Origin of the sequence: Planococcus sp. A6 (assembly GCF_028823615.1) — a bacterium.
Classification (GTDB): domain Bacteria; phylum Bacillota; class Bacilli; order Bacillales_A; family Planococcaceae; genus Planococcus.
In genome coordinates, this window is record NZ_JAPEHT010000044.1 from 1 (window position 1) to 25,200 (window position 25,200).

Consider the following 25,200-nt stretch of genomic DNA (forward strand, 5'->3'; position numbering starts at 1 on the left):
TTCTGACCTAAAGCATTCCCATCCGGACTGGCACGATTCAATAAAATCAGTATTCAAAGAAGTGGTAGAAATACGAAGAGACTTGCGGCAACATCCGGAACTGGCTTTTGAAGAAACTCGGACAGCGGCAATCGTCGCTGAAAAGCTGAGAAATTGGGGCTACGAAGTGCAAGAAGAAGTCGGAAAAACCGGCGTCGTCGGCATATTGCGCAGCAATAAACGCGGTCCTGTCGTAGGGTTGAGAGCAGATATGGATGCTCTTCCGATGATGGATGAAATTGATGAATCCTACAGTAGCGTCAATGATGGACTGGCCCATACGTGCGGCCACGATGCCCATACAGCGATTTTATTAGGCGTTGCCAAAGTGTTAGCGGAAAGGGGTATACCCGGTGGCACCATGAAACTGGTTTTTCAGCCCGCCGAAGAGATCGGGGCAGGCGCTAAAGCGATGATCGAAGACGGAGCACTCCACAATCCGCAAGTGGAAGTCATGGCCGGTTTGCACGTCCACCCGACTGTCCACACGGGCATGTTTGCGATAACGAAAACCGAACACAGTTGCGCAGCGGTGGATATTTTTGAAATGGAAGTGACCGGGCAAGGGGGTCACGCTGCGCATCCCCATAAAACGGTGGATCCTATCGCCATTTCTGGCCAAGTACTGGTCTCGCTTCAACAAATCGTCAGCCGGCAAATCGATCCGCTCGATTCGGTTGTCATCAGTTTCGGGCAAATAGAAGCGGGCACCAAAGCGACGATTATTCCTAATTCAGTCAAACTTAAAGGAACAGTCAGAACTTTGAATCCTGACACACGAGCACAAATGCCGAAACGGATCGAAATGATCGCGAAAGGCATCGCCACAAGTTTCGGCGGCGATTCTTCCTTGGACTATCATCATGTGACTCCTTCAAACAGAAATGATCCAGGGGTCAGAGAAAAGCTGTTATCCACTATTGAAAGCTTGTATGGCAAAGAGTCGATTAAGCGGACACCGCCTTCGATGGGCGGGGAAGATTTTTCCTATTATTCGGAGCATGTGCCCTCGGTCTTTTTTCAGCTCGGCACGAACGGCGGCGATAACACCGCCTACCCGAACCACAATACAAAATTCAATGTAGATGAAGAATCCTTTTTATACGGCATTTCGGTATTGAGCATATTTGCATATAACTATTTAAATAAGGGGGAAGCGGAATGAAAAAGTATGTATGGACAACAGTTTTAGGGTGCGGCCTTGTCATAGCAGGCTGTTCATCGGAAGATGCGGGTGAATCGGGTGCAGGAGAGCCGGTGGAAACGAGCGACAGCAAAACACTGACGATCGCCAACGGAACAGATATTGTGACATTTGATATTCATGACCACAATACGACTTCAACAGAAGCAGTGCATGTCAATATGTTCAACTATCTGCTAACGAATGAAGGCGAAGAGGGCTTCCAAAGTGATCTAGCAGAAAGCTGGGAGAACGTAGATGACCGGACGTGGGCATTCGAATTACGTGAAGGCGTAAAATTCCATAACGGCGAGGACCTCACAGCAGAAGACGTGAAGTTCACCTTGGAACGTGTAGCCAATGACGACACACTTCTTGAACACGGAAACTATAACCAAATCTCTGAAGTGAACGTCATCGACGACTATTCATTTGAAATTGTCACGGAAAACCCGGAGCCCGCATTGCTGAACCGCTTGTCGCGTCTAGGATCAAGCATTTTGCCAAAAGACTATATCGAAGAGGAAGGCTGGGAAGTATTCCTTGAAGAACCGGTCGGGACCGGCCCTTATAAATTACAAGAGTGGAGAAAAGATGACCGCCTAGTACTCGAAGCCAATGAAGATTATTTTGGCGACGAACCGAAGTGGGAAGAAGTTGTTTTCCGCAGTATTCCGGAAGACTCTACACGAGTTTCTGAACTATTGACGGGTGGTGTCGATGTAGCGGTAAACATTCCACCGACCGATGTGGAACGAATTGAGTCCACTGAAGGCGTGACAGCCGTTCAATCCCCGACCCAGCGCGTCATGATGATGGTGTTGCGAACAGATGAAGACAGTGTTACAGGAGATCCGAAAGTGCGTGAGGCTATCGATTTGGCGATCGATAAACAGGCAATGGTCGATTCGTTGCTTGAAGGCGCAGGTACTGTAACTCGTACAAGAATAACACCTGGTAATACTGGTGCTAATGAAGATCTATACGGCGAATCCTTATACGATCCTGAAAGAGCGAAAGAATTATTGGCAGAAGCGGGATATGCGGATGGTGTGGAATTGACGATGAGTGCGCCGAATGGCCGTTACCTGAAAGACAGAGAAAGTGCCGAACTGATGGCTGCGATGTTATCGGAAGTAGGTATTACGATTAACTTGGAATTCCTTGAATGGAGTGCATTTGCCCAGAGGTACCAAGAGCGTTCGTTTGAAGATATCTTTTACATTGGTTATGGCAACTCGATGTTTGATGCCTCACTTGGTTTAGAACGTTTGACTACTAAAAGTGCAGAAGGTGAAACAGATTATGATAATGAAAAAGTAAACGAATTACTTCTAGAAGCTGAGCAAAACATGAATGCAGAAGAACGAATCGAGCAGTTCCAAGAAGCTCAAGAAATAATTGCAGAAGATCGTCCGCAAATCTATACATTCCAACTTGACGCCATTACAGGCATCAACGATCGAGTGGAGTTTGAGCCGCGCTTGAACGAGATGTTCTATGCTGATTCAATCACATTGAAATGATGAAAAAAGGAGGGGGAAACCTCCTTTTTTTCAATAAGGGAGGAATGTAGATGAAGTATTTCTTGAAAAGCTTATTAAAAACCATTCCTGTACTTTTCCTTATCACGCTTATTGTCTTTTTACTAGTGAGAGTAACGGGAGATCCGGTGTCTTTGATGCTGCCGGAAACAGCCACTGCAGAAGAGCGTGATTCATTGAGGGAATCTTTGGGATTCAATGAACCTCTCCCTGTTCAATATTTCACTTATTTAGGGAACTTGGTACAAGGGGATTTTGGGGACTCATTCAGATATAACACCGATGCTTTGTCGCTCATTATGGAGCGGCTGCCGGCCACATTGGAGTTGGCCATCGCATCGATGGTTATTGCGGTCATCATTTCGGTGCCGCTCGGAATTTTGTCAGCCGTAAAGCGCAATAGCTTTTTTGACCTCTTCATTACAGGTGGAGCAGTTTTAGGAAAAGCAATGCCAAACTTTTGGCTTGGCATTATGCTGATTCTCTTGCTATCAGTGACATTTCAGGTATTCCCTGTTTCGGGCCGAGGTACATTATGGCATTTAGTGCTGCCAGCGCTGACCTTAGGAACCGGAATTGCAGCGGAAATGACTCGGTTGATCCGTTCCAGTATGCTGGAGATTTTGGGACAAGATTTTATCCGTACGGCCAGAAGCAAAGGATTAGGCGAGGCGATTATCGTCAATAAACACGCTTTCCGTAATGCATTGATTCCAGTAGTGACGATTATGGCTCTACAAACATCGACCTTGATCGGTGGAACTTTGATTACTGAGACGGTTTTTGCATGGCCTGGTCTTGGACAATTACTTGTTCAATCGGTGAACTTGCGCGACATGGCAGTGGTTCAGGCAGCCACTTTCATTATTGCGATATTTGTTATTTTGAGTAATTTATCAGCGGATTTGATTTACAGATTCTTGGACCCGCGTATCAAATATGATTAAAGGGGGGGACAGATTTGGCCCAACTTACTGATACTACAGCGCTGCCGAAGGCGACAAAATACAAGAGCTCCATGAAGAAGCTAGCGAAAAGTTTGTTGAGGAGCAAGACAGGAATGGCAGGGCTGATAATTGTAGTGACTGTAGTATTGATCGCCATTTTAGCTCCCGTACTAGCACCACATGACCCGGCACAAACTAATGTAGTGGACCGCTTATTGCCGCCGTTTTGGCTTGGCGGTACGATGGAATTCCCGCTGGGCACCGATAATTTGGGGCGTGACATTTTAAGCCGCATCATTTTCGGCTCCCGCATATCGCTATTAGTTGGGATCAGTGCGGTTTTACTGGCTGGGGCTATCGGTATGGCCTTAGGTTTGATTGCTGGATACTACGGGAAGTTTTGGGATTTCCTTATAATGCGGACAGTCGATTCCTTATTGGCCATCCCGAATATCTTGTTCATGCTTATTATCCTTGCCGTGATGGGACCAAGCTTGATCACTTTAATTCTGGTGCTCGGCGGAACTTCGTGGGTTGTTTATGCAAGGATGGTGCGTAGTGAAACACTTAGTGTTAAAGAACGTGATTATGTGCGTTCAGCAAGAGCGATTGGAGCAAAAAACGGGCGAATTATTAGGAAATATATTTTACCAAATGTCATTTCTTCTTTTATCGTCATTGCGACATTGAATGTAGCGACGACCATCATTTTAGAAGCCAGCTTAAGTTTCCTTGGATTAGGAATTCAATCACCTGACGTTTCCTGGGGATTGATGCTGAGCGATGGCAGAGAATATATTGCAACTAGCTGGTGGGTAGCCACATTCCCAGGTATTGCTATTACCATTACAGTGCTGGGCGTCATTTTTCTCGGAGATTGGTTGAGAGATGTACTTGATCCTAAAATTAAAGAGTAATTGAAAGAAGGTGAGATCATGACGAAAAACTTGTTGGAAATAGAAGATCTCAAAGTGCGCTTCAAAACTGAAGATGGATATATTTCTACAGTAAATGGTGTGTCATTTTCCGTTAAGCAAGGTGAAACTTTGGCGATTGTTGGAGAATCCGGTAGCGGCAAAAGTGTCACATCTCTAGCATTAATGGGGATTTTACCAGCCAATGGGGAAATATATGACGGGAAAGTAACATTCGAAGATAAAAATCTGCGCACCCTCAGTAAGAAAGAATACCGTAAAATTCGCGGCAATGAAATTTCAATGATATTTCAAGAACCGATGACTGCGCTGAATCCGGTATTCAATATCGGTTATCAATTAAGGGAAACCCTGATTCTGCACTATGATATGACAAAAGAGCAGGCAAACAAAAAAGGAATTGAAATGCTAGAGACGGTAGGGATTCCTGATGCAGACAAAGTAATGGGCCGCTTTCCGCATCAACTATCAGGTGGGATGCGGCAACGTGTGATGATCGCCATGGCCCTTTCCTGCAACCCTAAACTTCTAATCGCGGATGAGCCTACTACTGCTTTGGATGTCACTATTCAAGCACAAATTTTGACCTTGATGAGAAATATAAAGGAAAAATCCAATACCAGCACAATCATCATTACCCATGATCTTGGGGTGGTTGCAGAACTGGCGGATCGTGTCATTGTCATGTATGCGGGGGAAGTGGTGGAAGAAGCGCCAATTTACGAGCTTTTTGAAAATCCTCTACATCCCTATACAAAAGGATTGATGGCTTCAATTCCGAAAGTCCACGATGTGGTGGATGAACTTTATTCGATTGAAGGAACAGTCCCTAATCCTTCCAACATGCCGAGTGGCTGCAAATTTTACCCGCGTTGTCCGTTGGGAGATATTGAATGTACGAAAATCCATCCGCCTTTGGAATACATTTCAGCAGATCATGCAAAACGGTGCATCAAAGTTTAAAGGCAGGAGATGACTACATGAATGTGATTGAAAAAAATATTATAATGGAAGTACAAGATCTTAAAAAGCATTTCGATATCTCCAAAGGTTTTATAAAAAAGGTGAATTCAAAAGTACGTGCAGTCGATGGTTTGAATTTTCAGGTGTATAAAGGCGAGACGCTGGGCATCGTAGGGGAATCTGGTTGTGGGAAATCTACTACGGGACAGTTGATGCTTGGGTTATTGGATGCAACGGAAGGCCATATTTATTTTCAGGATAGAGATTTGGCTGAGATGACTCAAGAAGAACTTCGCCTTGCCAGAAGAGACTTGCAGGTAATTTTCCAAGATCCCTATTCTTCACTCAATCCGCGGATGACTGTAGAAGAGCTCATCGGGGAACCATTGATTGTGCACGGTATCGCTAAAGGCGAGGAGTTGAAGAAACAGGTACTGGATTTGATGAACCTGGTAGGTCTGCAGAAACACCAAATGACGCGTTTTCCTCATGAATTCAGTGGCGGACAAAGACAGCGCATCGGCATTGCACGAGCTTTAGCGTTAAAGCCTAAAGTCATCGTATGCGATGAGGCAGTTTCTGCACTGGATGTCTCAATTCAAGCGCAAATCTTGAATTTGTTGAAAAAGCTTCAAAAGGAACTGGACTTGACGTATATTTTCATTGCCCATGGCTTGCCAGCAGTAAGGCATATTAGCGATCGGATTGGGGTAATGTATTTAGGGAAGATGGTGGAGATGGCGGATAGAGATGAAATATTTCATCACCCGCTCCATCCGTATACGCATGCATTGCTCGATTCTGTGCCGATTCCAGATCCAAGATTAAGGAAAGAGCATTTATTAATAGAAGGAGAAATCCCCAGTCCTACCAATCCTCCTTCAGGGTGTGCATTCCACCCAAGGTGCCCGTTTGCCACAGAGCATTGCAAAAAAGTTACCCCAGAATACAGGGAGATATTGCCTGAACATTATGTAGCCTGTCACTATCCTTTAGTGGATGAAAATACAGATGTTTTGCCACATTCCTCCGACAAGGCATAAAAAGGAGAGAATACGCGTGAAAGTACGAATTGGAGCCATTGGTCCTGCAGATTCAATTGAAGTAATCCGTCAGGTAGCAGCCTTAGACAAAAGAATAGAATTGGTGGAATTTGAGTATTCTGCTACTGAGCAATTGCCTGATATACTGAAAAAACATCGTTATGAAGTTACACAATGGATTTTTTCAGGGCCGATTCCTTACGACTATTGTATCGAAAATGAACTGATCACACCTGAGGAAGCGGCGTATCCCCCTCTTCACGGAATGGCGCTGCTAGGAACATGTTTGCAAGCTATGCATGAGCATGATCAATTCATTAAACATATGAGTCTCGATATAGTTGATGAATCAATTGTTCAGTCGCTTTTCTCGGAATATCAGTTAAACAATATTAAGTTTGAGCTGCATCACCATGCTGGCACTGTAAACTACCAAGAAATTATTGATTTTCACATTAATAATTACCGTTCAGGAAAAACGAAAGTCGCTCTAACTTGCTTAGCGAAAGTGTATTGGGAGTTAACTTCTCTAGGCATCCCTTGTTATCGGGTGAAACCCTCAAAGCTAGCTATTCAAACAATTTTCAATTTATTAGTTTCTAGAGCAAAAAGTCACGTATATGAAAAACAGAAAGTTGCAGTGGTAGGCTTCGAACTATTAAAAAATGAAAAGATGCCCCAAAAAGCAGATTACAGTTTTTATGAAAGAGAAAAAGAATTGGAGTTCGAGCAGGAACTGCTGCAAATTACTAAAAAGTTAAATGGATCTTTGATACACAAAGGCAGAGGGATTTATTTTATTTATACTACACAAGGCGACTATGAATTATTATTCTCTCCTCATTCGATTATGCAAATTGCTAAAGAAATAAGCATGCGAACTTCTCTTAGTTTTCACATTGGCATCGGTTCTGGTTATACAATTCATGGAGCGGAGTTGAATGTTCAAACTGCATTTGAGCACGTTTCTGGCAAAAGTGAAATGAAGGCTATTTATGTTGATGAGAGCGGGATAATAGAAGATTTAGCCGGTTCGGAAACTATGGTTGATCCAAAAAATGACAGCCAGTTGCCTGAGTATTGGATTGATATTTTAACAACATATAACTACCGTATAACCATCCCAGCGAAAATCTATCAATACGTAAAGCTAAAAAACATCCCCTATTTTTCCAGTGATTTAATTACAGGACTTTTGAAAAGTTCGGAACGGAATTCGAGGCGGATATTAAATGAAATGGAACAAATGGGTTTAATCCGGGAAGCTATGGAAGAACAAAAATCCGGGAAGCGGGGCAGACCCAAAAAAGTATATGAGTTTATTCTCAGTAAAGGAAAACAAGAAAGCTAAATAATCGAAAGCCCTGGCAAAAGGAAATCCCTTTGCCAGGGCTTTTCATTACCGATTATTCTTCATTCTCCACATCTTAAACCGGCACTTGGGTTCGGACAAGTCAGAGTGAGAGAGTAAAAATCAAGATACTGCCTCCGGGAATCGCAAAATTCACTTTCTAATTCCTATACATCCGTCGCGTGGCCCTCACCAAACCCGTGATGAGAGCCCTATAGACGCGCGGTCCGCTGAAAGTTGAAGTCCAAATCATAACTAGTGAATTTCGCATATCGGAAGATTTTACAAAGTCTTCTCCGGAAGCGTTTCTTTCATACGCAGCGCAGCCATCACACCGGCAATCATCGGCAGAAGGGCAACCAAGCCGATCGCCCATTCGACATTGATGACGTCGGTCAAGATACCGGCGAATAATGCGCCGAATGCATAGCCGCTGTCGCGGAATGAACGGTAGACACCCATCGAAGAAGCACGCCAAGAAGGTGCGGCCACGTCGCTGATCGCTGCTTGCAAAGTCGGATAGACCATTGCTGTCCCAAGGCCGAGAAGGATGGAAGCCACAATCCATAAGCTGTATTGGTCGACCATCAGCAAAAGCCATAGCGAGGCAGCCTGCAGCCACATGCCGCCGGCGATCAGCCATTTCCGGCCCCAGCGGTCGCTCAAGAATCCCGTGAACAATTGGAAAAAGCCCCACGCGGCCGGATACAAAGCGACGAGCAAGCCGATTTCCGGAACACTCAGCCCGACGCCTGCGAAAAACAACGGAAACAAGCCCCACGCCATGCCATCTTTCAAATTCGTGGAAAGCCCGGCGAAGGTGGCGGTCGACAGCGTCGGGTTTTTGAACGCCGTGCGCTTGAACACTTCACCTGCGGAAAGGGCCGCCTCTTGTGATGACGACTTGGCCTGACGCTTCAAGTGTTCGCCGGTATCCCGGACGAGAAACGATAGCATAAGGCCGATCGCTACGACTGCCAATCCAATATAGAACGGTTCGGGGCGGTTTGAGAAAGTCGCGGCAACGTAACCGGACAAAGCTGCCATGACGGCAACACCGGTATAGCCTGCAAATTCGTTGAGCCCGACCGCGAGACCGCACTCTGTCGGCTTCGCGAGGTCGATCTTCATATTGACCGTCATCGACCAAGCGAGGCCTTGGTTAATGCCAAGGAAAATATTGGCGACGACGATCATCCACCAGGCCTCGGCGAAAATGACGAGCAGCGGTACAAAAAGCCCCGCACTCCATCCGACGATCAGTACTTTTTTGCGGCCCAGCCGGTCGGCGATGGCACCGGCAAAATAATTGACGATTGCTTTCGAGAACCCGAAGCTGATAATGAACGACAGCGCGGCACTCGCTGAAGCGAGCCCGAATTCTTCTTCGCCGATAATCGGCAGGACAGTTCGTTCGAGCCCGACCATCGAACCGACGAAAAAGTTCGTCAGCACCAGCAGGAGAAACTGGACGATATTTTCTTTAATGCCGAATTGGATGTTTCTCATCGAATCTTGCCACCGTCCGCTTCGATTTCCTGGGAAATGGCTGAATCCGCCGGCCCTTCGTCCAAGCGGTACGCTTCAAACCCGCGTTCGCGGAGAAAACGTACAGCGTCACTCGCATAAAGGCAATAAGCGCCCCGGCAATAGGCAATGACTTTCTTGCCAACCGGCAATTGTTCCAGTTTTTCTTCGAGCTGTGCTAGCGGAATCGACACGGCGTCCGTCAAGTGGCGGCTGGCGTACTCATCTTCAGCCCGCACGTCGATCAATACCGCGCGTCCGCTAGCCACTTCTTCCGATGCCTCGGCCGAGGACATGACCGGAACCGCACCACCCGCTGTCGTTTCCATCGTCCGGACCTCGCCCATATCGGGAAATTGCCGTTCAGCGAGCCGTTTCGTCAACTGCAATAATTCGGCGACTTCATTATCGGCAAGTTCATAATAATGATGGTTTTTCACTTTCGAAGAAGCGACCAAACGCGCTTCACGTAATGCCTGCAGATGCTGTGATGTATTCGCCACCGACATGTGAGTCTCTTTCGCCAGTCGTTCCACCGTTTTCGGACCCTGTGCCAAATAATCAAGCAGTTCGAAACGCCTTGGGCTCGATAAGGCTTTGCTGATTTTCGTGAAATGCCCGTAGGCGAAATTTTTGAATTCCCGTGCTTCCATATTAGGTCACCTCTTATCTATTCAAGTGTTTTATTGAATAGATAAAGTGTAATGGAATGACTTCGGATTTGTAAAGAGTTGGTGCTTGGTTAGCTTTCTGCGATCATTTGAAACTTTATACGAGTAAAAGCGTAATTAGCAGCAAGGAGTGGTGAATAATGGCACATTGCACAAATTGCGGAGTTAAATGGAAAGCGAAAGATATCTGGAAACTGGGCGCAGCAAAAGACGGCAAGAACTGCCCATCATGCGGCGCAAGGCAGTATGTATCGTTCAAGAATGGCGGGTTTTTGATGGGGTTGGGCTATGTGAGCGGAACGATCGGGTTGTTGCTTATCGTGCTGTTTCCATATTACATCCACTTGAGCAATCAAAAAGATAAAGAGCTCTATGGGGAATAGAGGAGCGGTCGTACTCATCGAAGAAAATAGTGTAGCGCTGATTAAACGCGTGCGCGATGGCTCTGTGTATTATGTGTTTCCAGGCGGCGGCATTCAACAACACGAAACGCCGGAAGCTGCAGCAATAAGGGAAGCGTTCGAGGAACTGGGCGTGCATGTGAAAATTGTAGGGCTCTTCGCAACAATAAACTACGAAGGAGATCAGCATTTCTTTTTGGCGAAAAGGACGGGCGGCACATTCGGCACGGGATTGGGAGAAGAGTACACAGATCCGAACCGACATCGCGGAACGTACGAGCCAAGATGGGTTGAGCTGAGAGAGGTAAATGAGCTCAATGTAAAACCATTGGAAGTCGCGGCGAAATTGCAGCGCCTGGTTGAAGAGAAATAAGTCGTTACAGGAGGAAACCCAATGAAACAGATTATCGCACTTGGCGGAGGGGGCTTCTCGATGGAGCCTGATAATCCACTACTCGATCTATACATATTGGAACAATCACCGAAAGAAACACCAAAAATCTGCTTTATCCCAACGGCAAGTGGAGATGCCGATAGCTATATCGCACGCTTTTACGATTTCTTCGAACAACAAAACTGCGAGCCGACGCACCTGTCGTTATTCAAGCCGCCGGTACAAGATCTGGAATGTTTTGTCATGTCGCAGGACATTTTGTATGTCGGCGGTGGCAATACGAAAAACTTGCTTGCGTTGTGGCGGGAATGGGGCTTGGGCCGGATTATCGAAAAAGCCTGGAACCAAGGAATCGTCCTGGCAGGCATCAGTGCGGGATCGATTTGCTGGTTCGAACAAGGCGTCACCGATTCTTACGGCGATGAACTTCATCCATTGGACTGTTTAGGCTTTTTGTCCGGCAGCAATTGCCCTCATTACGATGGGGAATCGCACCGGCGTCCGACGTTTCAACGGCTGCTTAAGCAAGGGCAGATCAAGCCAGGGCTCGCCGCAGATGACGGCGTGGCGCTTCATTTTATCGGACAGGACTTGCATAGCGCTGTCAGTTCACGCCCTTACGCCAAGGCTTACCGTGTAGGCGGGGGATATGAACAAGAACTGCAAACCCGGTTTTTGGGAAAGCCTGACGTTACATGAAAGTTTAATTCTTGTCTAAGCATGTTAGTGCAGAAGGCCAAGTTTACTGGTAACCATAAAGGGAAAAACCTACTAATTGAAAAATTAGGAGGAGATCTTTTGCAAACTCACCAAATGTATGTGAACGGCGAATATATAAAGTCCACTGGAGACGAATGGATCGACATCATCAACCCGGCAACTGAGCAAGTGATTTCCAAGATCCCTAAAGGAACGGAAGAAGACGTAAATAAGGCAGTAGAAGCGGCGCATCAAGCTCAACAGGCATGGGAATTGACCCCGAATATCGAACGTGGGAAAATCGTCCGCAAGCTAGGCGATAAGATCGCCGAAAACCGCGATAAATTTATCGACTTATTGCAGGAAGAGCAAGGGAAAGACTATGAATTGGCAAGCGGCGAAGTCGACTTGGCGATTGATTACTTCCATTATATGTCTGAATGGGCACGACGCATCGAAGGGGAAATCGTCCCGAGCGACCGTCCAAATGAAAACATCTTAGTCTACAAGAAGCCAATCGGCGTCGTGGCAGGCATTATTCCTTGGAACTTCCCAATCTTTATCTTGGCAAGAAAAGTTGCGACAGCTTTGGTTACAGGCTGCACAATTGTCATCAAGCCGAGCCAGCAGACACCGAATACCGCAATGGAATTTACGAAACTGGTCGACGCGATGGAAGAAATCCCAGCAGGCGTCCTCTGAAATCGGCAATGCGTTGGCAGCTCACAAGAAAGTTCAGATGATCACGATGACAGGAAGCTTGCCGGCCGGAACGAAAGTAATGGAAGCGGCAGCGCAAAACATCACCAAGGTCAATCTCGAACTTGGCGGCAAAGCGCCAGCTATCGTCACACAGCATGCAGATCTGGACTTGGCCGCAAAAGCCATCACCACGTCAAGACTCGCAAACGGCGGGCAGGCGTGCACGAATGCTGAGCGCCTTTATGTTCATGAAAGCGTAGCGGAAGAGCTCAGCCAAAAACTTATCCAAGCATTCGAAGCGACGAAACTTGGTGACCCGAGAGAAAGCAAAGACGTCACAATGGGGCCACTGATCAGCCAAGACCGTTTGGAAACTGTCGAAGGCATGGTTAAAGACGCTGTGTCGCAAGGGGCGACCGTTGCGACAGGCGGGGAACGCGCGGATTTGGCCGGGTTCTTCTACAAGCCAACTATTTTAACGAACGTGACGCACGATTCCGATATCATGCGTGAAGAGATTTTCGGACCGGTGCTTCCGATGACGACGTTCAGCACTATTGAAGAAGCAATTGAAATGGCCAACGATACGGTCTTCGGCTTGTCTTCTTCTGTCTATACAGACGACCTGAACGAAGCAATGCGCGTCGTCAATGAAATGAAGTTTGGCGAGACTTACGTCAACCGCGAAAACTTCGAAGCAGTGCAAGGCTATCACGCGGGCATGCGCCAATCCGGCCTCGGCGGTGCGGACGGCAAGCACGGCATGGAAGACTTCCTTGCGACACAAGTCGTTTATATGCAATATAAAAAATAGATTGAATCAATAAAGGCGCAGAAACGGATATCCGTTTCTGCGCCTTTTCTTATGACTATTTTTCAAAACGCACGAAGCGCTTTTTGCCGATCTGCAGAACGTCGCCGCTTTGGACGACGGTCTCGAGTTCTTCGCGTGTTAGCTTGTCGCCGTTGAACGATACGCCGTTTTGTTCGATGAGCCGGACGAATTCGCTTTTGCTGCGGACAAATCCGGATTCCACGAGCTGCGGGATGATTTCTTCGATGCGTTCCTGGCCGATTTCGACCAGCAGCGAAGGGATATTTTCCGGGATTTCACGCTTTTGGAAGGCGGTCTCGAAGTAGCGTTTCGCTTCTTTCATCGCGTCTTCGCCGTGGTAGAGTGCCGTGATGATTTCCGCCAGTTCCAGTTTGATATTGCGCGGGTTTTCACCGTCTTCGAGCCGGTCGAGTAAGGATTCGATTGCCAAGGGATGCTCATCGGTCGTCAGTTCAAAGTATTTGAAGACCAAGGGATCCGGCACTTCCATCACTTTTTTGAACATGATTTCAGGCGCTTCGCTGACGCCGATGTAATTACCCAGGCTTTTGCTCATCTTTTCCACGCCGTCGAGCCCTTCGATCAGCGGCATGAAAATGGCGACTTGTTTTTCCTGGCCCATATGCTTTTGCAGCGTGCGCCCCATTAAGATATTGAAAGTCTGGTCCGTGCCGCCGATTTCGATGTCCGCTTTCAGTTCAACGGAATCGTAAGCTTGCATGAGCGGGTAGAAAAACTCGTGAATGCCGATGGGCGACTGGTTTTGGTAGCGGTTCTGGAAATCGTCTCGTTCGAGCATGCGCGCGACCGACGTGCTGGCGGCAAGCTTCAAAACCTCTTCGAAATTCAGCTTCGACAGCCATTCGCTATTGAAACGCACCGTTGTTTTCGTTTTGTCGAGCACTTTGAAGATCTGTTCGTAGTAAGTCTCCGCATTCTCCCGGACCGCTTCGTCACTGAGCGCGGTCCGTCCTTTGGCCTTGCCGGAAGGGTCGCCGATGCGCCCGGTGAAGTCACCGATCAAAATGACCGCCTGATGGCCGAGGTCCTGCAATTGCTTAATCTTACGCAAAACTACTGCGTGGCCAAGGTGGATATCAGGTGCGGACGGGTCGAGCCCAAGCTTGATGGTGAGCGGGCGCTGTTCATTGTATGAGCGTTCGAGCTTTTCGAGCAATTCGCCTTCCTCGATGATTTCAGCTGCTCCTTTTTCGATGATTTTCATTTGTTCAGCGGGTGTGAGTCGCATGCTAACATCTCCTTGTCTTGGAATAGTCCATATCGCAAAATCGATAAGAATACAAAAAAGCGTCCTCTAGGGAAAAACCCTAAAGGACGCGGATATGCGTGTTACCACCTTAGTTCGGAAGCTGCTCGCACAGCTTCCCTTGGAAAGTACGGCCGAAGCGATACTCCTGCATGGATTACGGATGCAACTCCGGTGTAGCCTACTGAAGGTTCGGTACACAGCTCAAAGAGGTATTTCCCCAGACACCGCATGCGCCTCTCATCAGCCGGCTGCTTTCTGTATGCTTCAGTCACAGGTACTCGTTCTTATCATCGCTTTTGTTCTTATACTCCGAAATGCTTGGGCAAATCTTCGTTATGCAGATATTGTTTTTCATTATAACCCTTATAGAAAAGAAGTCAAACTTAACTTACAATTCTGTTTCAATGATGGCAGCCAACCCTTTCAGCAAGGCCGCCTGTTCGGCGGAGGATAAGTTTTGAAGGGCGGATTGGTTCATTTGCGCTGTCGCAGCCTCTACCTGATCTCGTAGGCTAATCGCTTTTGGCGTGGCAACTACTAAAACATTGCGCCTGTTTCCAGGATCCACCGAGCGCTCGATAAAGCCGGCTTTTTGCATTTTATCGAGGATGCCTGAGACGGTTGTAGCTTCGAGGTGCATCGATTCCGCAATCTGCTTCGGTGATAATTGCCCTTCGCTCCATAAGCAATTCAACACGCCGTATTGAGCAGGGGTCAGCCCGAATTCCTCTAAAAGGCCGCTGAAGTATTTGAAAACTTTATTTTGGCTAACACTCAATAAATAATTTACGCATTCGTTTAATTCCATAAAATCTCCTCCAAATTGACATTGTATAGCATACCATGTTAGGTTTTGTGTGAAAACAATTTTGTGAACGAACTGTTTTGCTGAAAAAACATAAGGAGGAATAACAATGGATGCATTTAAAGCGATTGTTGTAAAAGAACAGGAAGAAGAAATCGTATTCGGAGCAGAACAAGTGGGGGAAGAGCAGCTATCGGAAGGGGACGTGTTAGTTAAAGTCGCTTATTCGTCCATCAACTACAAAGACATGCTCGCGGTGCAGAAAAAAGGCGGCGTCATCCGCAACTACCCGATGATCCCGGGAATTGATTTCAGTGGAACGATTGTACATACAGGAGACGGACGTTTTCAAGAAGGCCAAGAAGTGATTGTCACAGGATTTGAGATGGGAATGAGCCATACCGGCGGGTTCGCCGAATATGTCCGCGTGCCGGCCGAGTGGATCGTGCCTTTGCCGGACGGCTTGAGCTTGAAAGACGCCATGGTGTTCGGGACGGCAGGATTCACGGCGGCCTTATCGATCCAAGCACTTGAACAAAACGGCATGGACCCGAAAAACAATCCGGAGCTGCTGGTGACAGGATCGACTGGCGGCGTCGGAAGCGTCGCGCTGCAGATTCTTTCTAAAATCGGCTACACCAATATCACGGCCTTGGTGCGCAAAGACCATCAAGTGGACGTGGCGAAATCGCTCGGCGCAAACGAAGTCATTTTCCCGGATGATCTGGGCGAACTGAAAAAGCCATTGAATAAGCAAAAATTCGATTATGTCCTCGATACTGTCGGCGGCGATGTGGCATCAGTCCTAATCCCGCAAATTTCCTATGGCGGCAGCATGAGCATGTGCGGCAACGCAGCCGGCCTTCAACTGACGGCGACGGTCCTGCCGTTCATCTTAAGAGGTGTCAATCTGCTCGGCATCGATTCGGTCAACGTGCCGATCGAAAAACGCGGCGCCATCTGGGACAAGATGGCGGCTGATTGGAACATCACCCAAACGACTTTGACGGATGAAGTCTCGCTTGAAGAAGTCCCTGAAACGATCGAAGCGATCAAAAACGGTGAGCATTTAGGGAGAACGATCGTTAATTGCCAAGATGCTTAAAACCATACCAAAAAACGTTCGGCAAGCATGGAACTGTGCTTGCTGAACGTTTTTTGTTTTGCCCATCTATACAGTTAGCGAAGCTATAAAGTCTCCTCCAGTTTCCAGATGTCTGAGCCGGACATGATATAGACATCGCCTAAAATGTCGATATTGCCCCCTTTTGAGCGCAAGGCACAATCTTTATTTGAAGCATATACGTTCATTTCATCTGACAGTGCAGACAGTTCTTCTTGAACGAGTGCCATATTGTTTTCGAGATCGAAATGGGACAGTACGGAAAAAGGGTCTAGCGCGAGGCCGTCGCAAACGGTGTCCATGCCGACAGCATACCCAAAGCGTTCGGAGCATTGCCATTTAGCGGCCATATTAATCGCCCCGGCACTGGCACCCATAATCAAGGCGGCGCTCGTTTTGATTGGCTCCGCCAATTCGTACTCCGTCAAAAACCGGTTTTGCTTAAGCGTATCTCCGCCCAATAAGAAAATGGCCGAGGCATTTCTGATTAAGGTATGTGCCAATTCGCGCTCTATGCTCGAATCGATTAGATGATATTCATCGAATGAAATGCCTGCCTGATCCAACCAGGAACGCTCCACAGCGCCATCAACTTCAGTGTCTGATGGATCCGAGCTGACCATCACGAGCGATTTCCGTTCTGTAAGGTCTTCCCTTAAGGCTTTGCTTAGGTTCTCCGGAAAAAAGTCAGTAAACCAGCCTAAATAATAATGGGTTTTCATAAGGGCCTCCTTCGTCCATGGTTGATGGTAGCCATTATACAGTTAATCGGTCCGTTATTATATAATTGCCCAAAGGGAAAAATTGCACATTGGGCAATTTTTGTGGTATAACATGTAAGAATTGAAAATGAGGTGATGGAATGACTGACAGCGGTTTGCGGGATATGAAAAAAATAGCGACACGCCAAGCCTTGGCTGAAGCTGCTTTTAAATTAGCGGTAGAAAGAGGTGTGGATGGGTTTGTCGTGGAAGATATCGTCCAGGCGGCAGGCTATTCACGCCGGACATTTGCCAATTATTTTTCATGCAAGGAAGAAGCGATCGCCAACTCCTTGACGATGAATGATTATTTAGATCGCGACGGCCATTTCGCTTTCTCCACGGAAAATTATACGCCTTTAGATACCATCGAATTATATATCCGCGGAAGTTTCACGATCAATAAATTGAGGCGGCTCAACCAGCTCATTTCACTGTCGCGCAACTACCCTTCGCTCAAGCTGTATGTAACCGGCGCATTGATGGAAGTTCAGGATTTTGCGAAACGCGGCATCAGTGAAGAGTTCGGCAGCGACTATCCGGAAGAGTATTACCCTATTCTGATCGGTGCCGTATTCGGTGCGATTTTGCCGGTGCTTGATGAAAGCATCGCCGTTAAATTGCCGGAAGACGGGGAGCAGGACGAGACCGATAACGAGTTTAACCAATACATCGATATCGTTTTTGGCCATTTACGAAAAGGCTTTAACTAACAAAAGTAGAGAACGGAGTTGCACATGTGTCGAGATTTTTTTACAGCATCGGAAAAACCGCCTATAGCAAGCCATGGATTTTCATTGCCAGCTGGCTGCTCATTTTAGGCGTCATCATCACAGCCATCGTAACGAATGGCGTGAATACAAGCAGTGAAACAAGAATTGACGGCACCGCCGCACAGGACGTGCTGGATGAGTTGGCGGAAGAATACCCGGCAGCATCCGGCGGGCAGGGCAGTTACCTGTTCGAAGTGCCGGAAGGGGAAGCCATTGACGATCCGGCCAATGCCCAAGCTTTAGCTATGGCAGCAAATGAAATTTATAGTTTGGAACATGTCGTCAATCCAATGGACATGCTGCAGGACGAAGAAGCGATGGCCCAGATGCAGGAAATGCAAAGCATGCTGAGCCAGCTTCCGGCGTCTGAAGTCAACCACCGGCCGTTCATCGTCCAGGAGATGCCCGTCCCAGGAATCCAGATTTCAGAGGATGGCACGGTCGCACTTTTCCAGTTCCAACTGACCAAAACAGCGGAAGATTTGAGTGAAACGGAACGCGAAGAACTCGCAGACGCTGCGAATATCGCTCAAGACAACTCTTCCATCACGGTCATTCCGACGGGCGCGCTGCAAGGCGTCGATATTCCAATCGGGGGCACGCATGAAATCATCGGGCTTGCTATCGCAGCAGTCATCCTGGTCGTCACGCTCGGCTCACTCATCGCAGCCGGCTTGCCGCTAGTCGTGGCATTGATCGGCGTCGGTGTGGGCGTCGGCGGGACATTCGCCTTGTCGAGCATGTTCGAAATCAACAGCCTGACACCGGTTCTCGCTTTGATGATCGGCCTTGCTGTCGGCATCGATTATGCCTTGTTCATTGTTAACAGACAGCGCAAACTGATCACCGAACAACAATTGACCGCGAAAGAAGCGGCGGCCCGTGCAGTCGGCACAGCAGGCAGCGCGGTATTCTTTGCCGGCTTGACCGTCATCATCGCGCTCAGCGGTTTGCTGGTCATCGGCATTTCGTTCCTTAGCAGCATGGCAATCGTCGCCGCACTTACTGTATTGATCGATGTACTAGTCGCGCTCACACTGCTTCCGGCATTGCTCGGGTTAATCGGGGAGCGGATCGTCTCAGCCAAAACGAGAAATAAAGCTCAAACGAACAACAGCTCGAAACAAAGCTTTGCTCAAGGATGGATTACTGGCTTGTTGAAAACGAAATGGGTCGCGGTCATACTGGTCATTATCGTTCTTGGTACACTCGCAGTGCCGGTCGCGCAGATGAACCTCGGGATGCCTTCGGGTGAAAGCGCTAATCAAGACACCGCTGTCAGACAAAGCTATGACGTCATTTCCGACAGCTTCGGGGAAGGCTTCAACGGCCCGCTGCTCGTCGTTGCCAAAGACCAGGACGCAGCTGCGGTAGATCCGCAGGAATACTTCCAGCTGCTCAGCAATATCTCACAGCTCGACGGCGTCGCTGAAGTATCGCCAGGCGGCTTCAATGAAGACGGAACAATTGCCATCATCAGCATCATCCCAGAAAACGGGCCGACTGATGAAGCGACGAAACAATTGGTGGAAAGTTTGCGGACAGATGCCGCTGCCACTGAAAACACCAACGCAGAAATCGGCGTGACCGGTTTGACGGCTGTCAATATCGACATTTCGGAGAAGTTGGCTGAAGTGTTCCCGATCTATATCGCCATTATCGTCGTGTTGTCACTGCTTATCCTGTTAGTCGTCTTCCGTTCGATCTTGATTCCGATCAAGGCAACGGTCGGTTTCCTGTTGAGCATCATGGCAACATTCGGCGCAACAACCGCAGTCTTCCAGTGGGGCTGGCTCGGATCGCTCTTCGGAATCGATACTGGTGGCCCGTTGCTGAGCTTTATCCCGATCATGGTCACCGGCATCCTGTACGGACTCGCCATGGATTATCAAGTATTCCTTGTGTCGTCGATGCGCGAAGCCTATATCCACGGTGAAAAAGGCAATGGGGCCATCGTCAGCGGCTACAAGACGGCGAGTAAAGTCGTCGTCGCCGCCGCATTGATCATGGTCTCGGTATTCTCCGGCTTTATCTTCACAGATGACATCATGATCAAGCAAATCGGCTTTGCCCTGGCGTTCGGCATCCTCGTCGATGCCTTCCTGATCCGCATGATCTTCGTGCCGGCCGTCATGTCGATGTTCGGCGATAAAATCTGGTGGCTGCCAAAATGGCTCGACAAGATTCTGCCGGACCTGGACATTGAAGGCGAAAAATTGCTTCATGAATTGAATGAAAAAGACAAAGCGATACGCACAAACACTGGAGAAACCTGCCGGGAAGCTTCCCGGCAGTTTTTCTTTGGCTAAATAATTCTTGAGGATTGCTCGTCAGGGAAAAAGAGTTCTGATGGTAACTGAAAATCGTTCGTAAAAGTACTTAAGAATTAGCGAACGTTCGTAAAATTATTTTATGCATTGACGAACGCTATTTTCGGGGTGTTTAGTCCATTTCAGAGTTTTGGCGAAAGTGTACTTTTACGAACGGTTTTACTTCCAGAATTATCTATCTATTCATTTAGAATTTCAGTATATTAAACTAAGAGGTTCAATTTTAGTCTTAAAGGTATCAAAAGAACTTTTAAAAAAGTCAGAGGAAATTTTTTATGCAAAGATTAGAATGTGTATATAACTTAAGTGCAGTTAAGTTACATTCGCTTAGTCTTATTAAAAGGTTTAAATTAACATTTTAGGGAATAAATTTAGAGTAGCTTGAAAAGAGGAGGGAAGAAAATGCCCACCTGTCAGAATTGTGGCCATAGATGGAATTTGACAAACGCTTTAAAAGTCGCTTTTAAATTCAACGGTAATACTGGGCAAAAATGTTCTTATTGCGGAGAAACACAATACGTCACTAAAAAGTCTAGAAACCAAACAGGAATTTTAGGAATAATTGCATTCCTAGCTGTAGTTTTGATTCGTCCTTTGCTCAATCAAGATTTCAGTACTTCAATGCTCTTAGCAATTCCTATTGTCGGTGTGTTAGCGATTATGATTATTTATCTAATAAAATTATCCAATACACGAGAGACCGTGCGTTAAAAATCATCGAAATACGATGATGGGATCAAAATAAAGTGGCTAAAACATCTTAAGAATCAAGTTCTTCAGTAAGACCAACTTTAAAAGCTGGTCTTTTCTTTTGAATGTGAATATAACTTAAGGTGAATTAAGTTATATTCAATTTCTTTGATTAAAGCAGATGGAAGTTACCTGGAAATCGAAGCTGACCATGTGTAAAGGGCTCAGTATGAGGGAAAATGTTTAGAAAACAGGAAACAGTCAGGAGTGCATTTATGAAGTACGCTAGACGTATCGCTTTTGGGTTAGTAGTCATTCTCTTTGTTTACTCACTCATTTACAATTTGCTTGCTGAAGAGTTCAACTGGCCTTGGGTCATTGTGATGGCAATTATCATGGTTTGGGTCGGTTTAGTCTTTATTATTGGGGATGCATGGAAGAAGAAAAAAGCTGCTGAAAATTGATTAAAGAAATAGGAACTGCCTTGAAAACTGCGGTTCTTTTACTAATTTGAATGTAGCTTAATAGCAATTAATCTACATTCCGATTATTGCTGCCACCTTTAAAAGTGTATTTCATTTTTTACAAGGAAAGGAATTGTTATAGGCAAGTAATCCTGTTTCATTTGCTATCCAAGAAAAAGTTTTAGGAGTGTAGAATCAATGATTACTTTTTTAAAAACTTTAAGTATAATTCTTATGTTTTTACCTGCCATTCTGATCTACTCAGAGACGACGAGTATATTGATTGCTGCACTTCCATTTGTTGTGGGAGCGTTACTCTACACGTACACCCTAAGCAAAAAGCGTACTCAGAATCACCAAAATTAAATTACATAGACATCACTAAAATCAACTTAGGATAAGTTGATTTTTTATTGAATCTGAATGTAACTTAATCCTAAGTAAGTTACATTCAGATCAAAGAATTGAAAGAAAACGCTATCCTTTATTAGGAGTGGTGTTTTAAGCTATGTTAACTGATTTTATTCAACAACCATAACCAAATAAAAAATCCAGAATCATACCTGGGCAGCTAAAAATGCAATAGCGTCAATAATTTCCTTTAGCTGGAGACCAATAAATATCCCTACACTAGCTATTAGAAACAAAGAAACTAGTAGGATAATTCGAAAAACCGACTCACTGATAAGATGCACCCCCAATAACATTCCCGACTTACGTATAATATCCTTAACGCTAACATAATTTATTTGAATGAATGTAACATAATGGCAATTAAGTTACATTCAAAATAAAAAAGAACCCTTCAAAAACGAAGGATTCTTTTCTAAAACGATATGAAGTTTTGGAAAAGTGAAATAGTCAAAATTACAGTTGATAATGTACCTAGAGCTGTAAACGTTGTGATATTTCGTTTATTTTGCTTTTCTGAAGGTTTACTAAGTTCATAGGTCAATGCAATCCAGATAATTATCGATACTAGAGGAATAATACCCATAGTCACATTCAACATCTCCTTTTTGGAATATTTTAACTTAAGTAACATGTTAACATAAAATACCATTATCGGAAGAGAAGAAAATCTAATATGAGTTTCTTCTTTTTTAGTGGATCGCATTTTGTGCATAACTCAAAAGCTTCACTTTCTTGCAAAAAAAATTCTCCCAAAATTAATCTCGGGAAGAGTAATTATAATTTTTATTGAGATAAGTGAGTTATGGGAACTCATCCCACAAACTCGATATCTTTCGTCTCCTGCAACGTGACAAACTCGCTTAATAGGCCATTATGGTGGTCGATAATTTCCTGTGCGCTCATTGTTTCCGAATCCCAGGTGCCGTGTGCGTCTTTGGCGAGTGTCACGTCAAATCCTAGCTGGCTGGCGCTGCGTGTGGACGCGTCAATGCAATGCTCAGTCTGGTTGCCCGCGATGACAAGGTTTTGGATGCCATTGTTTTTTAATACCTCCAGCAATCTTGTTTCATGGAAAGAATCTGGCGTCCATTTTTGAACGACGGTATCACTTTCTTCGGGAGTGACGGACGAATGGATTTGCCAAAAGTCGGTGCCTTCTACAAGACCGGCGTCGTTATGTTGCACATAAATGACGGGAGCAGCGACTGAACGCGCTTTTTTGATCAATGACTGCAAATTCTCCAGTAATTGTTCGCTTTGATGGACTGGATTGGCCGGGTCGAACATTTCGTTTTGGGCATCAATGATTACTAAAGCTGTCTTGGGCATCGGGCATTCTCCTCTTCAGTTAGTGTTTCCCTTTATTTTATAGAGCGCGCGATTGCTTGTATAGCAGTTGGTGTAACAGATGAAAAAAGTAAAGCTAGTGGGACAAGATCGACTGTGTATATAATGAAAAGAAAAATAGAGTTTGAATCCAATTCATAAAGGTGCTTATGTCTTGAACATGAGTTAAAAGGGAAGCCGGTTGAATTCCGGCGCGGTCCCGCCACTGTAAGTGAGAGCCATCTGCAAAAAGCCACTGAAGCGATGCTTTGGAAAGGCTCAGGGGTGATCACGAGCCAGGAGACCTGCCTTTATGCGAATGCCCGTTTGCTTGCGAGGACAAGCTGGAAGTACGTCTTTTTTGTGCTGTTTTTTTCCAATCCCTCGCGGTTCGCGGGGGATTTTTCTGTTTTGACAAGTGGGGGGGAAAGTATGCCAGCAGTTTCCATTATGGTTCAAGGAACAGCTTCCGACGTGGGGAAAAGCTTGATTTGTACAGCGCTATGCCGAATTTTTTCAGATGATGGCTTCCGTGTGGCTCCGTTTAAATCACAGAACATGGCGCTGAATTCGTTTGTGACAGAAGCAGCCGGCGAAATCGGCCGGGCGCAGGGCGTTCAAGCAGAAGCAGCCCGGATTCCGGCGACTTTTGACATGAATCCGATTTTGCTCAAGCCAAAGCAGGACATGGTGTCAGAAGTCATCGTCCATGGCCGGCACTTTATGGACATGAATGCAAAAACCTATCGCGACGATTTTTTGCAGCAAGTGATGCCGGCGGTCGAGCAGTCGATGCGCAGGCTGCAGCAGGATTTTGATGTGCTGGTGCTCGAAGGTGCCGGGAGCCCTGCAGAAATCAATTTGAAGGATAAAGACATTGCCAATATGCGCATGGCCCACTTGGCAGATGCCGCCGTCATTTTAGTTGTGGATATCGACAAGGGCGGTGCGTTCGCCGCTATCGTCGGAACCCTTGCCTTGCTCGATGAATCGGAACGAATACGTGTAAAAGGAATTATCATCAATAAATTCCGTGGCATGCGCGAGCTGCTCGATGATGGCATTGACTGGCTGGAGAAAGAAACAGGGATTCCGGTGCTCGGGGTCTTGCCTTATCTTGATGTCCAAATCGATGCAGAAGATTCTCTTGCACTTTCATCGCTGCGGTTTAAAAAACCGAAGCCAGGAGAGTTTGCTGTAGATATAGCCGTCATCCGGCTCCCACGAATCTCGAATTTCACAGATATAGACCCGTTTTTCGATGAACCGGAAACGGGCGTGCGTTTGGTCGGAAAAGTCGAAGATCTCGGTACACCTGACCTGCTCGTCATTCCCGGAACCAAAAACACATTGGCCGATGCTGCGTGGCTCAAAGAAAACGGCTTCGATCGAGCGATTCAACAGCTGCACGAGCAAGGCACCAAGATCTTTGGGGTTTGCGGAGGCTTTCAATTACTGGGGGAATCACTCGTAGATCATGAAGCGGTTGACGGGGAAGGGGGAGCGGCAAGCGGCCTTTCTTTACTGCCGGTGGACACGGTGTTTGTCGGGCATAAGAAAACCGTTTTAATGACCGGCAGGCAAGTAAAAGACGGACAGATGCTGACAGGCTACGAAATCCATTTAGGAAGATCGACCATTCGCGGAGAGGCTGTTCCATTTATGCAGCTGTCGGACGGCCGAATGGACGTGGCAGTCAGCGCAGATGGCAGCGTTGCCGGCACCTATCTCCATGGCATTTTCCATAATAGAAAATTCACGCGTGAACTAGTCAATGAATTGCGTGCCAAAAAAGGATTAGAACCATTGGAAGACGATGTGAAACCTGATGCCGAGCGAAGGGAAGAAGCATATGATTTTCTGGCAGAGCAAGTCCGCAGCCATATGAACATCGCAGCGGTTTACCAACTACTCGGCTTAACGGCTGACGCGGCACAGAAGAGCAAGGGGTAAGGAGATAATGCATTTTTCGATACCGCTGAAAAGCAGCGGGTGATAAAGTGCAAAAAG

The 25,200-nt window shown here is 46.5% G+C and carries 22 protein-coding genes, 1 pseudogene, 1 riboswitch and 1 other annotated feature; of the genes and pseudogenes, 17 read left to right on the top strand and 6 right to left on the bottom strand.

Features of this window, described 5'->3' with window-relative positions:
• The 7 genes from ON064_RS08335 to ON064_RS08365 form a co-directional block, all read left to right on the top strand.
• A partial coding sequence (locus tag ON064_RS08335) for a M20 metallopeptidase family protein (protein ID WP_274624394.1) occupies positions 1-1,204 on the top strand: 1,204 nt, incomplete at its 5' end.
• Complete coding sequence (locus ON064_RS08340; protein WP_274624395.1) at positions 1,201-2,748, top strand: ABC transporter substrate-binding protein; 1,548 nt, start codon at positions 1,201-1,203, stop codon at positions 2,746-2,748. The genes ON064_RS08335 and ON064_RS08340, both read left to right, overlap by 4 nt.
• Positions 2,749-2,798: 50 nt before the next feature.
• Positions 2,799-3,713, top strand: coding sequence for an ABC transporter permease (locus ON064_RS08345; protein WP_274624396.1), 915 nt, complete (start codon positions 2,799-2,801; stop codon positions 3,711-3,713).
• A 71-nt stretch (positions 3,714-3,784) separates the two neighbouring features.
• Positions 3,785-4,630, top strand: a complete 846-nt coding sequence (locus tag ON064_RS08350) for an ABC transporter permease (RefSeq protein ID WP_121299575.1) — start codon at positions 3,785-3,787, stop codon at positions 4,628-4,630.
• An 18-nt stretch (positions 4,631-4,648) separates the two neighbouring features.
• Positions 4,649-5,611 carry an ABC transporter ATP-binding protein gene (locus ON064_RS08355; protein WP_274624397.1) on the top strand — a complete coding sequence of 321 codons (963 nt, stop codon included), beginning with the start codon at positions 4,649-4,651 and terminating at the stop codon, positions 5,609-5,611.
• Positions 5,612-5,628: 17 nt separating this feature from the next.
• Complete coding sequence (locus tag ON064_RS08360; RefSeq protein WP_274624398.1) at positions 5,629-6,654, top strand: ABC transporter ATP-binding protein; 1,026 nt, start codon at positions 5,629-5,631, stop codon at positions 6,652-6,654.
• A 16-nt stretch (positions 6,655-6,670) separates the two neighbouring features.
• On the top strand, positions 6,671-8,005 hold the full coding sequence (locus ON064_RS08365) for a hypothetical protein (RefSeq protein WP_274624399.1): 1,335 nt from the start codon (positions 6,671-6,673) through the stop codon (positions 8,003-8,005).
• Between the two features lie 282 nt (positions 8,006-8,287).
• Here ON064_RS08365 and ON064_RS08370 read toward each other — a convergent pair whose 3' ends face one another.
• Positions 8,288-9,514 (bottom strand): MFS transporter, encoded by a 1,227-nt coding sequence (locus tag ON064_RS08370; protein ID WP_274624400.1) that lies wholly within the window; start codon positions 9,512-9,514, stop codon positions 8,288-8,290.
• Positions 9,511-10,185: an ArsR/SmtB family transcription factor gene (locus ON064_RS08375; protein WP_274624401.1), complete on the bottom strand. Its 675-nt coding sequence runs from the start codon at positions 10,183-10,185 to the stop codon at positions 9,511-9,513. The genes ON064_RS08370 and ON064_RS08375 overlap by 4 nt, the downstream gene beginning before the upstream one ends.
• Before the next feature lie 158 nt (positions 10,186-10,343).
• Here ON064_RS08375 and ON064_RS08380 point away from each other — a divergent pair, with 158 nt between their 5' ends.
• From ON064_RS08380 to aldA, 4 genes and pseudogenes are all read left to right on the top strand, one after another.
• On the top strand, positions 10,344-10,586 hold the full coding sequence (locus tag ON064_RS08380) for a hypothetical protein (protein WP_274624402.1): 243 nt from the start codon (positions 10,344-10,346) through the stop codon (positions 10,584-10,586).
• The gene (locus tag ON064_RS08385; protein WP_274624403.1) at positions 10,576-10,977 is read left to right on the top strand and encodes an NUDIX domain-containing protein; all 402 of its coding nucleotides are present in this window, start codon (positions 10,576-10,578) and stop codon (positions 10,975-10,977) included. Before ON064_RS08380 ends, ON064_RS08385 begins: the two co-directional genes overlap by 11 nt.
• 21 nt (positions 10,978-10,998) lie before the next feature.
• On the top strand, positions 10,999-11,697 hold the full coding sequence (locus ON064_RS08390; protein ID WP_274624404.1) for a Type 1 glutamine amidotransferase-like domain-containing protein: 699 nt from the start codon (positions 10,999-11,001) through the stop codon (positions 11,695-11,697).
• Between the two features lie 99 nt (positions 11,698-11,796).
• A pseudogene (aldA, locus tag ON064_RS08395) lies at positions 11,797-13,213 on the top strand (aldehyde dehydrogenase).
• A 55-nt stretch (positions 13,214-13,268) separates the two neighbouring features.
• Here aldA and tyrS read toward each other — a convergent pair.
• Together tyrS and ON064_RS08405 are read right to left on the bottom strand one after the other, a co-directional pair.
• Complete coding sequence (gene tyrS, locus ON064_RS08400) at positions 13,269-14,483, bottom strand: tyrosine--tRNA ligase (protein WP_274624405.1); 1,215 nt, start codon at positions 14,481-14,483, stop codon at positions 13,269-13,271.
• A gap of 79 nt (positions 14,484-14,562) precedes the next feature.
• Positions 14,563-14,804, bottom strand: a binding site (T-box leader).
• 88 nt (positions 14,805-14,892) lie between these two features.
• The gene (locus tag ON064_RS08405) at positions 14,893-15,312 is read right to left on the bottom strand and encodes a MarR family winged helix-turn-helix transcriptional regulator (RefSeq protein ID WP_274624406.1); all 420 of its coding nucleotides are present in this window, start codon (positions 15,310-15,312) and stop codon (positions 14,893-14,895) included.
• Positions 15,313-15,418: 106 nt separating this feature from the next.
• On the opposite strand from ON064_RS08405, the gene ON064_RS08410 reads away from it, so the two are divergent.
• Complete coding sequence (locus ON064_RS08410) at positions 15,419-16,414, top strand: YhdH/YhfP family quinone oxidoreductase (protein WP_274624407.1); 996 nt, start codon at positions 15,419-15,421, stop codon at positions 16,412-16,414.
• An 83-nt stretch (positions 16,415-16,497) separates the two neighbouring features.
• Here the strand turns inward: ON064_RS08410 and ON064_RS08415 are convergent, their stop codons facing one another.
• Positions 16,498-17,154 carry a Type 1 glutamine amidotransferase-like domain-containing protein gene (locus ON064_RS08415; protein WP_274624408.1) on the bottom strand — a complete coding sequence of 219 codons (657 nt, stop codon included), beginning with the start codon at positions 17,152-17,154 and terminating at the stop codon, positions 16,498-16,500.
• Positions 17,155-17,294: 140 nt separating this feature from the next.
• Here ON064_RS08415 and ON064_RS08420 point away from each other — a divergent pair, with 140 nt between their 5' ends.
• The 4 genes from ON064_RS08420 to ON064_RS08435 all read left to right on the top strand — a co-directional run bounded on the left by ON064_RS08420 (position 17,295) and on the right by ON064_RS08435 (position 21,450).
• The gene (locus ON064_RS08420; protein ID WP_274624409.1) at positions 17,295-17,906 is read left to right on the top strand and encodes a TetR/AcrR family transcriptional regulator; all 612 of its coding nucleotides are present in this window, start codon (positions 17,295-17,297) and stop codon (positions 17,904-17,906) included.
• A gap of 26 nt (positions 17,907-17,932) precedes the next feature.
• Entirely contained in the window at positions 17,933-20,275 is a 2,343-nt protein-coding gene (locus tag ON064_RS08425) for an MMPL family transporter (RefSeq protein ID WP_274624410.1), read from the top strand.
• A gap of 423 nt (positions 20,276-20,698) precedes the next feature.
• Complete coding sequence (locus tag ON064_RS08430; protein ID WP_274624411.1) at positions 20,699-21,007, top strand: TIGR04104 family putative zinc finger protein; 309 nt, start codon at positions 20,699-20,701, stop codon at positions 21,005-21,007.
• A 254-nt stretch (positions 21,008-21,261) separates the two neighbouring features.
• Positions 21,262-21,450, top strand: coding sequence for a hypothetical protein (locus ON064_RS08435; protein ID WP_274624412.1), 189 nt, complete (start codon positions 21,262-21,264; stop codon positions 21,448-21,450).
• Positions 21,451-22,674: 1,224 nt separating this feature from the next.
• On the opposite strand, the gene ON064_RS08440 is transcribed toward ON064_RS08435, so the two are convergent.
• The gene (locus tag ON064_RS08440) at positions 22,675-23,193 is read right to left on the bottom strand and encodes a cysteine hydrolase family protein (RefSeq protein ID WP_274624413.1); all 519 of its coding nucleotides are present in this window, start codon (positions 23,191-23,193) and stop codon (positions 22,675-22,677) included.
• A 142-nt stretch (positions 23,194-23,335) separates the two neighbouring features.
• A riboswitch (cobalamin riboswitch) is annotated at positions 23,336-23,517 on the top strand.
• Positions 23,518-23,622: 105 nt separating this feature from the next.
• Here ON064_RS08440 and ON064_RS08445 point away from each other — a divergent pair.
• Positions 23,623-25,143, top strand: a complete 1,521-nt coding sequence (locus ON064_RS08445) for a cobyric acid synthase (protein WP_274624414.1) — start codon at positions 23,623-23,625, stop codon at positions 25,141-25,143.
• Positions 25,144-25,200: the final 57 nt, after the last annotated feature.